Below are 14,890 nucleotides of genomic sequence, written 5' to 3'. Positions count from 1 at the left end.
GGTTATAGTAGTTAATTTTTAGGCCATGTGTGTCTTGTATAAGCTAATTCTCTTTTATGTGCACTCTTAATATAATGACGCTCAATAACTTCTTGTGCATCATCTGGTACCGATTTGCCTTCCAAATAATCATCTATGTGATCATAACTCACACCTAGTGCCTCTTCATCTGGTAATTGTGGCTTGTCTTCTTCTAAATCTGCAGTAGGCACCTTTTCATATAAGTGCTTCGGCGCTTCTAAATACTTTAATAATTGTCTACCTTGGCGTTTGTTCAAACCAAATAGCGGTGCAATATCAGCAGCACCATCACCATATTTCGTATAAAAACCCGTTACACTTTCAGCCGAATGATCCGTACCGATTACTATACCTTGTTTATTTGCAGCAATTGAGAATTGTACTTTCATACGTTCACGTGCTTTTTCATTTCCTTTTTGAAAATCAGTAAGTGAAATACCAGCACCTTTTAGTGATTGCACACTCTGATCTACAGCTGATTTAATATTAATCGTTACTACTGCGTCCGGTTGGATGAACTTCAATGCATCTTCCACTTCGGCTGCATCTTTTTGTTCACCATATGGTAATTTAACAGCAATGAATTGGCAATGAATTTTTTCTTCTTTTAACTCATTAACTGCAGTTTGACACAGTTTACCAGCTAAAGTGGAATCTTGGCCACCTGAAATACCTAACACTAAAGATTGGATAAATGAGTGAGATTGTACATAGCTTTTAATAAATTGAATTATGCTACGCGCTTCTTGTTCACTGTCAATCATTGGTTGGACATTCATTTCTTTAACAATGATTTCTTGTAAATTACTCATTTTCTTCCATCTCCTTTACATGTTCTGCGACTTCAAATATACGTTTATGTTTATTTTCCCAACATGCTGTACTTAAATCTACAGGGTATTCTTGTGGGTTAAGATGACGCTTATTTTCATCCCATAAATAGGTAAGATTTTCTTTCAAATAAGTTTGTGCTTCTTGTTCACTTGGTAAATCATATACTAATTTACCGTCTTTATAAATATCATGATGCAAATCTTTCGCTATAAATGATTTTATAAATTTCATCTTGTAGGTATGGACAGGATGAAAAAGTTTAAGCGGCGTCGTTTCATATGGATCTTCATGATCCAATGTAATGTAGTCTCCTTCAGCTTTGTTCGTTTTTTTATTAATGATACGGTATACCTTTTTCTTGCCTGGCGTCGTTACTTTTTCTGCATTATTTGAGAGTTTAATACGATCAACATATGCGCCAGAACTATCTTCAACAGCAACGAGCTTATAAACTGCACCAAGTGCTGGTTGGTCATAGCCTGTAATTAATTTAGTACCTACACCCCATGAATCAACTCTTGCACCTTGTGATTTCAAACTCGTGATTGTCTGTTCATCTAAATCGTTTGAAGCAATAATTTTGGCATCTGTAAATCCAGCTTCATCTAACATACGTCGCGCTTCTTTAGAAAGGTAAGCAATATCTCCTGAATCTAATCGAATACCTACGAAATTAATTTTGTCCCCTAATTCTTTTGCAACTTTAATTGCTGTTGGAACACCAGATTTTAGCGTATGGAATGTATCTACTAAAAACACACAGTCCTTATGTCGCTCGGCGTATTTTTTAAAAGCAATATATTCATCACCATATGTTTGCACCATTGCATGGGCGTGTGTACCAGATACTGGAATGCCAAATAACTTTCCTGCTCTTACATTACTTGTAGAATTGAAGCCACCAATGTATGATGCTCTGGCTCCCCATAATGCTGCGCCCGCTTCTTGCGCACGGCGTGTACCAAATTCCATTAACATATCATCCAGCGCAACTTGTCGAATACGACTCGCCTTTGTTGTAATCAAAGTATGGAAATTCACTATATTTAATAGCATCGTTTCTATTAATTGAGCTTGTATTAGTGGCGCCTCTACTCTCATTAATGGTTCATTACCAAAACAAAGCTCACCTTCGTGCATTGAGCGAATATTACCAGTAAATTTCAAGTCTTTTAAATAACTCAAGAAATCCTCTTGATAGCCAATAGATTTTAAATATTCTATATCTGATTCTGAAAAATGAAATTGATTTATATATTCAATCACACGCTTTAATCCATTAAAAACCGCATAGCCACTGTCGAATGGCATATTTCTAAAATACAAATCAAAGACTGCTAATCGTTCATGAATACCATCATTCCAATAACTTTCAGCCATATTTATTTGATATAAATCATTATGCAATACTAATGTATCGTCTTCGTATTGGTACACAAAAATCTCTCCAATCAGCTTTTCTATTAGTTTAGCATAAAAGAAACGTTGTTAGCACCTGAAATACCATCCTATTTAATAGCATTCGTGCAACATTTTCAGTTTGCTATTGTTCATTATTTTAAATTTTGATAAAAGTGTGACATTACTAACGACAAAGTAGTGACATTTATAGTTTTATAATTATAAATTAACTGTAATCACTTATAATACTAAGTGAGGTGTTTATATGTTAAATGAAGCTAAATCATTTATTAAAACAATGCATAAAGAATTAAGTTACGATGAACATGTTACATTAGATAGAATTAAAGAAATTGAAATTGCTATTCAAACAAATGGCACGTATGAACATACAATTGAAGAACTTACTTATGGTGCTAAATTGGCTTGGAGGAATTCTAATCGTTGTATTGGTCGATTTTTTTGGAATTCATTAACTGTAGCAGACGCAAGAGATATTCAAACTGAAGATGAATTTATAGCTACAATTGAAAATCACATAACAACTGCAACAAATAATGGAAAAATCAAACCTTATATCACTATCTTTTCACAGCACCAACCACCACAAATTTATAATAATCAATTAATCAGATATGCAGGTTATTCAGATTTAGGCGACCCTGCTGAACGAAGTATAACGCAACTCGCTGAACATCTTGGATGGACAGGAGAACATACTCACTTTGATGTCTTACCTTTAATTTATAAGATGCCTGAAGGTAATTTAAAATATCATACTTATAACCCAGAATTAATTAGGGAAGTTCCTATAACACATGACCGCTATCCAAAGTTAAAACAACTCGGTTTAAAATGGTATGCCGTTCCTATTATATCAAGTATGGATTTAAAAATTGGCGGCATTACATACCCAACAGCACCATTTAACGGTTGGTATATGGTAAATGAGATTGCTGTTCGTAATTTTACAGATAGTTATCGTTATAATTTGCTAGAAAGTGTTGCAGAAGCATTTGAATTTGATACACTTAAGAATAATTCTTTCAATAAAGATCGTGCACTTGTCGAACTAAACGATGCAGTGTATCATTCCTTTAAAAATGAAGGCGTCTCTATTGTTGATCATTTGACTGCTTCTAAGCAGTTTGAACGATTTGAAAAGAATGAAACAAAAGAAGGAAGAGATGTTACTGGTAAATGGTCATGGTTATCACCTTCGTTATCTCCAACATTGGTGGCAAATTATCATCATGGTTATAAAAATGAAATTCGAGAACCTAATTTCTTTTATAAGAAATCAACATCTACGGGTTGTCCATTCCATTAAACACTCTATCCTTACACATATAAACAAGGGGTAACGTCACATGAAACTTTATTATTTAGGCCCAAAAGGGACCTTTTCATACTTAGCAGCAAAACAATATAAATCAGAATCTGAAATGGATTTTGAAGCCAAATCTAACCTGTACGAAGTAGTACAAGCTGTTTCTAACGATGATAACAGTATCGCCGTAGTACCAATTGAAAATTCAATTGAAGGGACGATTAATATTGTCGCAGATGCATTAACACAACAAAATATTTTTGCACAAGGTGAACTTCATTTAGATATTCAATTCGCGTTGTATGGTTCTCAAGGTGCTACAGTAAATGATATCTCAAAAGTTTATTCTATTGCGCCTGCGATTAGTCAAACGAGTCAGTACATACAAAAGCAAGGGTTCACGTATGACTATGTAGACAGTACAATCAAAAGTTTGGAAAAAATAACTAATCACGTTGGTGCCATTGCACCTTTAGGTAGTGGTGAAGCATACGGCTATTCACCTATTGAGGAAAACATACAAGACTTCCCACATAATGTAACGCGCTTTTTAGTCGTTAGTAACCAACCGAGTAGCATCGAGGATGTAGAGGATGCGAGCGATACATTATTGCTCATCACGCCTCAATTTGATAAACCTGGTTTATTAGCAAGCATATTAAATACTTTTGTTTTATTTAATATTAACTTGTCTTGGATTGAATCTAGACCTTTAAAAACACAACTCGGAATGTACCACTTTTTTGTACAAGCAGACACACCAATCAATGAAGATTTGGCTAAGGTTATTAAAATTTTAAACACGCTAGACTTCCAAGTCTCAATTATTGGTTCATTTAATAAATTAAGTTAAGTTTATTTTTATATAACTCAATTAAACAAACCAAAAACTCTCCATTTCATTATTTAGAAATGGAGAGTTTTATTTATCTATATTATTATTTAAGTGGCAATGGCTTGGTTACATCTATACCTAATACTGGTGGTACTAGGAAGTAAACAACGAGTACTATAACGATAATACTTAGTATGTTTATCCAAAAGCCGACAGACGCCATTCTTTTAATACTAATACGTCCTGTACCAAATACAATTGCATTCGGTGGCGTACCTACTGGCAACATAAATGCACAGTTCGTCGCCATTGCAGCAGGTGCCATCAGCAATAACGGATGAACGTTTACTGCAACTGATAATGTTGCAAGAATTGGTAATATCATCGTTGCAGTTGCAGTATTAGATGTAATTTCAGTTAAGAACAGTACAAATACGGTAATGACTATTACAATGATTAAAGGACTCACACCTTCTATCAGTTTCAACTGATCGCCAAGCCATGCTGCTAAACCACTTGATGATATCCCTTCCGCTAGCGCTAGACCCCCACCAAAGAGAATTAATACACCCCATGGTAAATCTTTAGCCACATCCCAATCTATAATACGTTTATGTTGTTCTTTATTTTTCGCAGGAATTAAAAAGAGTAAGACTGCAATAAACATAGCTATAGTTCCATCATCTATTTCTGAAGTATATGTCCAATTTTTCAGTAAAAACTCTCTGCTTATCCATAAGAAACTAGCAAGCATGAACACAGCTTGAACTACTTTCTCTTCATATTTCATCTTGCCTAATTCATCTAATTTTCTTTTAATTAACGCTTTACCACCTGGTAATGCTTTCATATCATGTCTAAAAGCTATATATCGTATGTATGCCCAAACTAAGAATAGTAAAACAATAACCGTTGGTACACCAATAATCATCCATTTAGCAAAACTAATTTCTTCACCAAATGCAGATTGATATTGTCCCTTTAAAATAATCAGAGGCGGTGTCCCAATTAACGTGCCAAGACCACCGATTGTACCGGCATAACCAATTGCTAAAACTATGGATTGCTCAAACTTAGTAATACTTGAATCTTTAATGCCTTTATCTTTTAATTCACTGGCTTCTTTAATAATTGCTAAACCAATCGGAATCATAATCATAACAGCGGCAGTGTTCGACACAAACATGGATAAAAAGGCTGTCGCAATCATAAATCCTAGTAAAATCTTTCCTGTACTTGTCCCTAATGTATTGATAATCGTTAGAGCAACTCGGGTATGTAAATTCCATCTTTCCATGGCAATCGCTAAAATGAAACCGCCTAAGAATAAAAAGATAATATCATTACCATATTGTGATGAAACTTCTTCTGGACTTAATACATGTCCAATTGGCATCAATATTAATGGTAACAAACTCGTTGCTGCAATCGGAATAGCTTCAGTAATCCACCACGTTGCAATCCAAAGTGTTATTGCTAAAACAAATATACCTTTACTTGATAAACCTTCAGGCTGTAAAAATAGTAATGTTAAAACGAATAATAGTGGCCCCAATATTAAGCCTATTAATTGTCCACTGTTATAAGACTTCTTTTCTTTCTTGTTAGAAAAAAACATTAAATATTGTGACCTTCTCATATCCCCTTTGTTCAAATTGTTCATATTCGTCCCCCTCTAAAGTTACTTTTCTGAATATTCATAACATTTCTTAGTTTATAACATAATATAATCTTAATGAAATATCAATGCTAAACCGCTTACAAACACATCCTTTATAATGTCAATGTAGCATTCTAATCCTGTTTAATTAGACTTAACATTATTTTAAATTTTATCATCATAAGATAAAAATAAATTTTTAATGTCTTTCAAATACATTTTAGGTGGCGATTCATCAAACTCATTTTGAGCAATAAAAATATTTTTATGTTTTATATTATTATAACTTTGAATCCGAATTGCATATTTCTCTATCGTTCCAACAAATTTATTTTGATAAATATTTAAATTACACCCTGCTTGAGTTGATCTTTGTTTCCCTTTTAAATCTTTTGCATTTTTACCATCTTTAACTGCTAAAAAACGAACACCACCAGCACAGTTTTTAAAAATATTATGATGAATATACGTATCTTTATATTTTAAAGGTGTTAGTGCATATTGCTTTATCCCTTCAAATGTATTAAAACGAATATGGATATTTTGATAAAATTGATTATAACGACTTGCATGAGAACCAATCGCCCTGTTCCAGGACTGCATCGTAGGCGTATCTGAATTGCCAAAATAACAATTTTCTATTATTACATTTTTTGTAATCGTTCCGTCTGTCGTCCCAAATTTAGGAAACGCACCTGGTACTTGAATATCTAACTGAATTGCTTCTGAAAAAGTTCTTGTCCCATCACTATCATTGAATCCTAAAAATTTACAATTATTTATATATAATCCATTTACCCCACATGCATCCAGTCCATGACCACCTATAATATCTTTAAAGGTCACATCGACAATTTGAATATCTTGGGCATGTCCTATACACATTGCTGTATTATTATAAGGGAAATCATAGCCATTCATATCAAATGTTCCTCCTGCAATATAAATATGGCTGTTGCCGTTATAACCATAGTAAGGTTTAAACCTTCTACCATTTTTTAGTAAGGCATCTTTCCCACATCTTTTAAGAACTGCGCCTTTATCTAGCAATAATGTTGTAGACTCATAAATAACCAGTGACTTGCGTATATGAAACTCACCTTTAGGTACATATATTGTTATCGAAGGATATTTTTTTGCATAATTCAATGCACGTTGCATTGCTCGTGTATCTGCGCTTTTACTTTTACCTTTTAATCCAAATTCCTTTGCATTAATCATCATAGGACAATCCCTCTCTTTCTCAATACTTTATAATAAACTTAATTAAGAATTTTCAAACGCGTTTGTTGTAGCTTTATTGATTTATCTACTTAGTATATAATACTTATTATCTTTAATATTAGGAGTGTTCACAAATTATGAAAAAAAGTGCACTTATTGTAGTGGATTATTCAAATGATTTTGTTGCAGATAACGGAAAAATGACTTGTGGCATTCCAGCCCAGCAAATTGAACATTATATTGTGGAAAGAATTGAAGTATATAATAAAAAACAACAGAACATTTTCTTTATGATGGATTTACATTTTGAAGAAAATAGTTATCATCCTGAGAACAAGCTCTTCCCTCCTCACAATATTCTAGGAACATCTGGGAGAGAACTTTACGGCAAAGTAAATGATATCTATCAAAATATATTATTTAATGATCACATACATTTTTTAGATAAAACACGTTATGATGCTTTTTGCGGTACTTCGTTAGATATTTTGCTACGAGAAAGAAATGTAACACATTTAGAAATTGTTGGTGTATGTACCGACATTTGTGTATTACATACAGCGATTACTGCCTATAATTTAGGTTATTCTATCAGTATTTCTCATAAAGGCGTTGCTTCATTTAATCCAACAGGTCATGATTGGGCTTTAGATCATTTTAAAAATTCCTTAGGTGCTGAAGTAGAATAACTATGCAAACTCATGATAAAATAATATTAACTATATAAATAAGGAGAATTTAGATATGGCAAAAACTTATATTTTCGGACATAAAAATCCAGATACAGATGCTATTGCATCTGCCATCATCATGGCAGATTTTGAACAACAAACAGGTAATTCGGAGGCTGCGTCTTACCGTTTAGGCGAAATAGGTCCTGAAACGCAATTTGCTTTAGATCATTTCAAAGTAGAAGCGCCAGAATTACTTAACGATAATCTAGCTGATCAAAATGTTATTTTAGTTGACCATAATGAATTCCAACAAAGCGCAGATTCAATTGCTGACGCTACAATTCAACATGTCGTAGATCACCATAGAATTTCTAATTTTGAAACTGCAGCACCTTTATATTACCGTGCTGAACCAGTTGGTTGTACAGCAACAATTTTATACAAAATGTATAAAGAACGCGGTTTTGAAATTAAACCTGAAATTGCTGGCTTAATGATTTCTGCAATTATCTCAGATAGTTTATTATTCAAATCACCTACATGTACTGAAGAAGATGTGCAAACTGCAGAAGCATTGAAAGCGATCGCCAATGTTGACTTAGAATCTTACGGTTTAGATATGTTAAAAGCAGGTGCGTCTACAACAGACAAATCAATTTCAGATATCTTATCTATGGATGCAAAATCTTTCAACATGGGAGATTATTCAACTCATATTGGACAAGTTAATACTGTGGATATTGATGAAGTCTTTGCACGTCAAGAAGAATTAACAAAAGCTATGTTAGAAACAAGTGCAAATGAAAAATATGATTTATTTGTGTTAGTCGTGACTGACATCATTAATAGTGATTCTAAAATTTTAGTAGTAGGACCTGAAACAGACAAAGTAGGTAAAGCTTTCAATGTTGAACTTGAAAACAATACTGCATTCTTACCTGGAGTAGTTTCTCGTAAAAAACAAGTTGTACCTCAAATTACAGAAGCTTTAAACGAAGTCGTTTAATAGTATATGATAAACACTGAGTGGACAAAGAAACTAAACACCTAACCGCTCAGTATTCTGGAACATAGTAAATATGTTCCAGTTTTTTACCCATTTGCATAAGCATAGCGACATCTCATAATAGGAGGAATATCATTTGAATTCAATAGAGCAAACTTTCCATAATAGTAAACAATATTTTAATACTCACGAAACCAAAGATCTTAAGTTTAGAAAAAAACAACTCAAACTCTTGGGTAAAAGTATTAAAAATCATGAAAATGAATTACTCGACGCACTTCAAAAAGATTTAGGAAAAAACAAAGTGGAAGCTTATGCAACCGAGATTGGATTCACTTTAAAAAGCATTAAGTCAGCACGCAAAGAACTTAAAAATTGGGCGAAAAGAAAACAAGTTAACACGCCCCTTTATTTATTCCCTACTAAAAGTTATATCATGAAAGAGCCTTATGGTACGGTCTTAATTATCGGGCCTTTTAATTACCCTTTCCAATTACTCATTGAACCATTAATTGGTGCAATAGCAGCGGGAAATACAGCTATACTTAAACCATCAGAATTCACACCACACGTTGCAGATATAGTACAGCAAATTATTGAAGATGTATTCAACCCTGAATATATTAGTGTATGTCAAGGCGACGCAGAAACTACACAATCGCTCATACACCTACCTTTTGATTATGTCTTTTTCACTGGCAGCGAAAAAGTAGGACGTATTGTCTATCGTGCAGCTAGCGAAAACTTAACGCCTGTCACTTTAGAATTAGGGGGTAAATCTCCTGCGATTGTAGATGAATCAGCAAATATCAAAGTAGCAAGCGAACGCATTTGTTTCGGAAAATTTACGAACGCTGGTCAAACTTGTGTGTCACCAGACTATATTTTAGTTAACCGAAAAGTCAAAAGCCAACTCATCGCGGCACTCAAAAATACCATCACTGAATTTTACGGTAAATCTATACAAGATAGTCCAGATTTCGGTCGTATCATTAATCAAAAACATTTCGACCGTTTAGACCATTTATTAAATGTTCATAAAACAGAAATTGCATTTGGCGGTCAATCTGATGCAGATGATAAATACATCGCTCCAACCATTTTAGATGGTATTACTTTCGATGCTAAAATAATGGAAGATGAGATTTTCGGCCCTATTTTACCAATCATTCCTTATGATGACTTTGATGAAGCAATTGATTTAATACGCACTAAACCTAAGCCACTCAGCTTATATTTATTTAGCGAAGATGAAAATGCAACAGAACGTGTACTTCATGAAATTTCATTTGGTGGTGGCGCGATTAATGATACGCTGATGCACCTCGCAAACCCAAACTTACCTTTTGGTGGTGTCGGTGCCTCGGGGATTGGACAATATCATGGTAAATATAGTTTTGATACGTTTAGTCATGATAAATCTTATGTATTTAAATCTACAAGACTTGAATCAAGCCTCATATTCCCACCATATAAAGGGAAATTTAAATACATCAAAACATTTTTCAACAAATAGAAATTAACCTAGTATGGCAGTGTATTATCCATACTAGGTTATTTTTTTAATTTTTTTCAATTGTCTTTATTTTAAAAATTGTACACAAACGCCTTCTGGTGCTGATTCATGATGATCAACTTTTTCTAATTGTCCTGTAATTTTATCACGTTTGAAAACTGTCAGTGTATAGTCACCTTCTTGGTGTGCACAAACTAAGAAATCGTCTGAGTCAGTAATGTTGAAATCACGTGGGAATTCGCCACCACTTGATACAATATCAACGAATGAAATCGTTGAACCATCATCACTTACTTTAAAAATGGCAATACTATCGTGCCCTCTATTCGTGATGTATAAGAATTTTTGATCGTGTGACTGTCTTACTGCCGCTAATTTTGTATCACCTTCAAAATTTTCTGGAATTGTTGAATGTCGTTGGAGTTCTGTGAATTTTCCGTCTTCATATTTTACTGTACTTACGACATTTGATAACTCATGGACAACATAAGCAAACTTCCCATTTTCATGAAAAGTAATATGTCTTGGTCCATCCCCTGGTTCAAAATCACTCACTGCATGTTCACTAAAACCATGATCATTAAATTCGTATGTTACTATTTTATCTGTACCTAAATCGATTGCAACAACATATTTTTCATCTGGTGTTGTACTAATAAAATGCACATGTGGCTGATCTTGTCTTTCGTGTGGCCCAGTTGGATAATTGTGCTCTAACTCTTGAATCAAACGTATGATTTCACCTGTTTCAGGATTCGCTTCATATAAGCGCGCTAATCCAGCACCGTAAACAGACTCAAAAATAAACTTTCCGTCTGGTGACACATCTACATAACAGCCGCTACCTTTTGTAGAAGCAAGACATTTATTAATTAATTTGAGTTTACCATCTTCTTCTATTTTAAGACTAGCAACACCGCAATTATCTCCTTCACGTGTTACAGCATATAAAAATGAATTATGTTGATTTACATAAGTGGATGCTTCTAATTCATATCCTGTTTCAACTTCTGTTACGCTTCCAGTTTGTTCATCTAATTCAAAACGATAAACACCTTTGCCCTCTTTTTTCGTATACGTACCAATATAACCTGTTGTCGTCATGTAAACCCCTCCATATTATTGTAGTTTCATTTTAATAAATATCTATACTAAATGACAATATAACGATTATTATCAATTTCTATCAAATTAAGATTCATGCTTTATTAACTTAAAATAAGGAAAAACTTCTTGCAATAACACGAACATATGTTCTATCATTGTGTTGAGGTGATTTTATGATTCCGAAAAAATATCAAAATGAAAATGACTATAGAAATATACCAAGAGAATTTCTTAATGCCAATATCCCGCAAGGTCGTGGCATGGTTAAATGGGCACCATTTGCAACTTTGCCAGAACAATTCGAAACAATTCAACAATATTTAGTAGATCAAAATAAAATTGACCGTCCTATATTATCAGACGATCAATTAAATGACTTAAATTTACATCTTCATCAAGCGTTACATACAGATTCCTATATTCACATCGAATACTATAAAGCAGGATGGTTGGAAACGACTCATATAAAAATTAAAAATATAGATATGACTCATATGTTTTTAGAAGGTTACCTAATCCATACACAGGAAACAATTAAACTTTCATTATTTGATATAACTAGAATAACTCAAGACAATAGTTAACTGCTTTTCTATACTTGAAGAACGGGATCTATGTTCGCAGTCTTTCCGACTGCATTAGCCACCGTAACAACTTCGTTGAACGGGATTTATGTTCGCAGTCTTTCCGACTGCATTAGCCACCGTAACAACTTCGTTGAACGGGATTTATGTTCGCAGTCTTTCCGACTGCATAAGCCACCGTAACAACTTCGTTGAACGGGATTTATGTTCGCAGTCTTTCCGACTACATAAGCCACCGTAACAACTTCGTTGAACGGGATTTATGTTCGCAGTCTTTCCGACTGCATAAGCCACCGTAACAACTTCGTTGAACGGATCTATGTTCGCAGTCTTTCCGACTGCATTAGCCACCGTAACAACTTCGTTGAACGGGATTTATGTCCGCAGTACCATCGACTGCATAAGCCACCGTAACAACTTCGTTGAACGGGATTTATGTCCGCAGTACCATCGACTGCATAAGCCACCGTAACAACTTCGTTGAACGGGATTTATGTCCGCAGTACCATCGACTGCATAAGCCACCGTAACAACTTCGTTGAACGGTGGCTAAAAAAAATACTGCCAACAAAAGCCCTAAGACTTTGTCGACAGTATGAGAACACTCTAAAGTGCTCTATCAATAACTTAATTATTCGTTTCAATATCTGAAACTATTTCTTTTGTTTTACTTTCAATATCTTCGAAATCTTTTTTAAAGATATAAGCGAAAACTACTGCACCAACACCTGCTGCTATTGACACAGTAAGAATTGTACCTAATACAAATTTAAATAAACCTTTAATAAAATTACACATTCTGATTCACCTCAATAAATTATTAACATATCTATCAATAATGATAGCATACTTGAAAGCATCAATAAATATATACCCACTTTCCATTACTTTAATCTAAATATTAAAAAGTGAATTTATGATATTATTGGAGTAATGCAAAATCAATAATTTTTAGTCAATATGTCTTATTTATTTTAACATTTTCTTCTCATCAGAATAAAGATAGATGTTATATTTATTACCAATATATGTAAAAAAGGGCTAATATCGTTAAATATTAGCCAATTCAATGTTAGTTATTCTCATCTTATTGACCCCACCAAGTGGAGACTGCATCTTTGAAAGCATCATAATAATTTGACATAATAATCACCTCATTGAATTTGTCTATCTGAATCGTCCCTTGATGTTAATTTAAGCATAACTACTGGTCATACGTAATGCAATTAACAGAGCGTTACAATGAAGTTACATTTTTGTAAGATTACACACATAAATAGGAGTTTTAAACTATGCAATTAGTAAAATCAGACATCTTAACACATCGAGGTTCACACTTTGATTTAGGTGTACAAACAGCACAGTGGATGCAGCAAACACCCTTACTCAAAAATAGAGAGAAAGAATGGAAAAAACGTATGCCCCGCTTTGATATCCATATCAAAGAAACATATGACATTTTCCAAACGTACGCACCGCAAATTTGGGAAGAAATTAGAGGTATGCAAGAAGTACTTAATCTGCCTACTCGCCAAATGATTCTTAACTTTGCTCACTATCGATTCACACCGTTGAAAAACAGTGGCTGTACGGTCTTTTTAGGTCAAGATTATATGGTTCGAAATTATGACTACCACCCTGCAACTTATGATGGTCGTTACTTATTGTTCCAACCTACTGATGGCGGATTAGCACAAATAGGTCCTACATCACGTGTAACCGGGAGAATGGACGGTATGAATGAATCTGGTCTATCCATGGGCTACAATTTCATGCACAGAAAGCACCCAGGTGATGGCTTCGTCTGCTATATGGTCGGCAGGCTTATATTACAATATTGTAAAGATGTAACTGAAGCCATACAATTACTAAAAGAACTTCCACATAGAAGCTCTTTTAGTTACATTGTCATGGATAAACATTTGAATCATGCGATTATCGAAGTTTCTCCTCGCTCCGTTGATGTTCGTTACGATCGTACTTGTACGAATCATTTCAAATTATTAACACATGAGAATAGAAATTTTACAAAAGAATCTAAAGAACGTTTAAATCGCCTTCTAAAACAAGCACCTACATCACTAGATAAAATGAGCGCATTTAATTTATTTAATAATCCGGAATATGAAATTTATAGTAAATTATTCAAAAGTTGGTCCGGTACAATTCATACAAGTATGTATGAACCACAATCATTAACAGCACATATCACTTTAGGGGAAAATAAAGTACCTACCATAATAGACTTTGGCAAATGGCTCGATGGCGAATCATTAGATATTACTTCAATTAACGGCCATCTTGACACTGATTTAACCTTTGCCACATATTAATATTTATCATTTTAAATCATCACACTATAAAAAGAGCCAGAAAGCACTTAATTAAAGTGATTGCATTTATATTTTGTCAAATCCTTTCATTTCAGCATTCTTAGTATGTGTGGATAACTTAAAACCTCATAATATTACGTACAAATTCAATATTAAGGTGGTATATACGTAGTATTCTGATATATAATTTATGCACTGTATCGAATTTATTAACTAAGTTAAATGATAAGCATGGTCAAATGAATCATTTGCTTTTGAGAACACGCAATATAAAATAACGCCTCTATAAGAATGGGTTAGATTTAAAATGGTACAAGGTATAGTGGGAGCGCCAATAAAATTAGTACAACAAGTACTTGGACACA

General features: G+C 33.7%; 13 protein-coding genes. 7 read left to right on the top strand and 6 right to left on the bottom strand.

Annotated elements, in window-relative coordinates; all coding sequences use genetic code 11:
• Positions 1-11 precede the first annotated feature (11 nt).
• Together nadE and SOJ_RS05895 are read right to left on the bottom strand one after the other, a co-directional pair.
• On the bottom strand, positions 12-833 hold the full coding sequence (gene nadE, locus SOJ_RS05900) for an ammonia-dependent NAD(+) synthetase (RefSeq protein WP_002507179.1): 822 nt from the start codon (positions 831-833) through the stop codon (positions 12-14).
• Complete coding sequence (locus tag SOJ_RS05895; protein WP_002507178.1) at positions 826-2,292, bottom strand: nicotinate phosphoribosyltransferase; 1,467 nt, start codon at positions 2,290-2,292, stop codon at positions 826-828. Before SOJ_RS05895 ends, nadE begins: the two co-directional genes overlap by 8 nt.
• A gap of 229 nt (positions 2,293-2,521) precedes the next feature.
• On the opposite strand from SOJ_RS05895, the gene SOJ_RS05890 reads away from it, so the two are divergent.
• Both SOJ_RS05890 and SOJ_RS05885 read left to right on the top strand, forming a co-directional pair.
• Entirely contained in the window at positions 2,522-3,586 is a 1,065-nt protein-coding gene (locus SOJ_RS05890; RefSeq protein WP_002507177.1) for a nitric oxide synthase oxygenase, read from the top strand.
• 40 nt (positions 3,587-3,626) lie between these two features.
• Complete coding sequence (locus SOJ_RS05885) at positions 3,627-4,439, top strand: prephenate dehydratase (protein ID WP_002507176.1); 813 nt, start codon at positions 3,627-3,629, stop codon at positions 4,437-4,439.
• Positions 4,440-4,524: 85 nt separating this feature from the next.
• Here the strand turns inward: SOJ_RS05885 and SOJ_RS05880 are convergent, their stop codons facing one another.
• Positions 4,525-6,084 (bottom strand): SLC13 family permease, encoded by a 1,560-nt coding sequence (locus tag SOJ_RS05880; RefSeq protein ID WP_002507175.1) that lies wholly within the window; start codon positions 6,082-6,084, stop codon positions 4,525-4,527.
• 162 nt (positions 6,085-6,246) lie between these two features.
• Positions 6,247-7,305, bottom strand: coding sequence for a glycosyl hydrolase family 28-related protein (locus SOJ_RS05875; protein WP_002507174.1), 1,059 nt, complete (start codon positions 7,303-7,305; stop codon positions 6,247-6,249).
• A gap of 137 nt (positions 7,306-7,442) precedes the next feature.
• On the opposite strand from SOJ_RS05875, the gene SOJ_RS05870 reads away from it, so the two are divergent.
• The 3 genes from SOJ_RS05870 to SOJ_RS05860 all read left to right on the top strand — a co-directional run bounded on the left by SOJ_RS05870 (position 7,443) and on the right by SOJ_RS05860 (position 10,501).
• A complete protein-coding gene (locus SOJ_RS05870) occupies positions 7,443-7,994 on the top strand; it encodes a cysteine hydrolase family protein (protein ID WP_002507173.1) in 552 nt (183 codons plus the stop codon).
• Positions 7,995-8,049: 55 nt separating this feature from the next.
• On the top strand, positions 8,050-8,985 hold the full coding sequence (locus SOJ_RS05865) for a manganese-dependent inorganic pyrophosphatase (protein WP_002507172.1): 936 nt from the start codon (positions 8,050-8,052) through the stop codon (positions 8,983-8,985).
• 136 nt (positions 8,986-9,121) lie between these two features.
• Positions 9,122-10,501 carry an aldehyde dehydrogenase gene (locus tag SOJ_RS05860; protein WP_002507171.1) on the top strand — a complete coding sequence of 460 codons (1,380 nt, stop codon included), beginning with the start codon at positions 9,122-9,124 and terminating at the stop codon, positions 10,499-10,501.
• A gap of 66 nt (positions 10,502-10,567) precedes the next feature.
• Here the strand turns inward: SOJ_RS05860 and pglS are convergent, their stop codons facing one another.
• Positions 10,568-11,605, bottom strand: a complete 1,038-nt coding sequence (gene pglS, locus SOJ_RS05855; protein WP_002507170.1) for a 6-phosphogluconolactonase — start codon at positions 11,603-11,605, stop codon at positions 10,568-10,570.
• A gap of 176 nt (positions 11,606-11,781) precedes the next feature.
• Here pglS and SOJ_RS05850 point away from each other — a divergent pair, with 176 nt between their 5' ends.
• Positions 11,782-12,192, top strand: a complete 411-nt coding sequence (locus SOJ_RS05850) for a YolD-like family protein (protein WP_002507169.1) — start codon at positions 11,782-11,784, stop codon at positions 12,190-12,192.
• 627 nt (positions 12,193-12,819) lie between these two features.
• On the opposite strand, the gene SOJ_RS14360 is transcribed toward SOJ_RS05850, so the two are convergent.
• The gene (locus SOJ_RS14360; RefSeq protein WP_002507168.1) at positions 12,820-12,990 is read right to left on the bottom strand and encodes a hypothetical protein; all 171 of its coding nucleotides are present in this window, start codon (positions 12,988-12,990) and stop codon (positions 12,820-12,822) included.
• A 494-nt stretch (positions 12,991-13,484) separates the two neighbouring features.
• On the opposite strand from SOJ_RS14360, the gene SOJ_RS05845 reads away from it, so the two are divergent.
• Positions 13,485-14,525 carry a C45 family autoproteolytic acyltransferase/hydolase gene (locus tag SOJ_RS05845; protein ID WP_002507167.1) on the top strand — a complete coding sequence of 347 codons (1,041 nt, stop codon included), beginning with the start codon at positions 13,485-13,487 and terminating at the stop codon, positions 14,523-14,525.
• Positions 14,526-14,890: the final 365 nt, after the last annotated feature.

This window comes from Staphylococcus sp. OJ82, from assembly GCF_000294465.1.
In the GTDB taxonomy this organism is placed as follows: domain Bacteria; phylum Bacillota; class Bacilli; order Staphylococcales; family Staphylococcaceae; genus Staphylococcus; species Staphylococcus equorum.
Note: the sequence above shows the minus strand (reverse complement) of the source record. Positions and strands in the feature narration are given on the sequence as shown.

Bases quoted from the DNA above. Each gene is read 5' to 3' on its own strand.
- SOJ_RS05885 (WP_002507176.1), top strand. From the start codon at position 3,627: ATGAAACTTTATTATTTAGGCCCAAAAGGGACCTTTTCATACTTAGCA.
- SOJ_RS05865 (WP_002507172.1), top strand. From the start codon at position 8,050: ATGGCAAAAACTTATATTTTCGGACATAAAAATCCAGATACAGATGCT.
- SOJ_RS05875 (WP_002507174.1), bottom strand. From the start codon at position 7,305: ATGATGATTAATGCAAAGGAATTTGGATTAAAAGGTAAAAGTAAAAGC.
- SOJ_RS14360 (WP_002507168.1), bottom strand. From the start codon at position 12,990: ATGTGTAATTTTATTAAAGGTTTATTTAAATTTGTATTAGGTACAATT.
- nadE (WP_002507179.1), bottom strand. From the start codon at position 833: ATGAGTAATTTACAAGAAATCATTGTTAAAGAAATGAATGTCCAACCA.
- SOJ_RS05850 (WP_002507169.1), top strand. From the start codon at position 11,782: ATGATTCCGAAAAAATATCAAAATGAAAATGACTATAGAAATATACCA.
- pglS (WP_002507170.1), bottom strand. From the start codon at position 11,605: ATGACGACAACAGGTTATATTGGTACGTATACGAAAAAAGAGGGCAAA.
- SOJ_RS05845 (WP_002507167.1), top strand. From the start codon at position 13,485: ATGCAATTAGTAAAATCAGACATCTTAACACATCGAGGTTCACACTTT.
- SOJ_RS05870 (WP_002507173.1), top strand. From the start codon at position 7,443: ATGAAAAAAAGTGCACTTATTGTAGTGGATTATTCAAATGATTTTGTT.
- SOJ_RS05890 (WP_002507177.1), top strand. From the start codon at position 2,522: ATGTTAAATGAAGCTAAATCATTTATTAAAACAATGCATAAAGAATTA.
- SOJ_RS05880 (WP_002507175.1), bottom strand. From the start codon at position 6,084: ATGAACAATTTGAACAAAGGGGATATGAGAAGGTCACAATATTTAATG.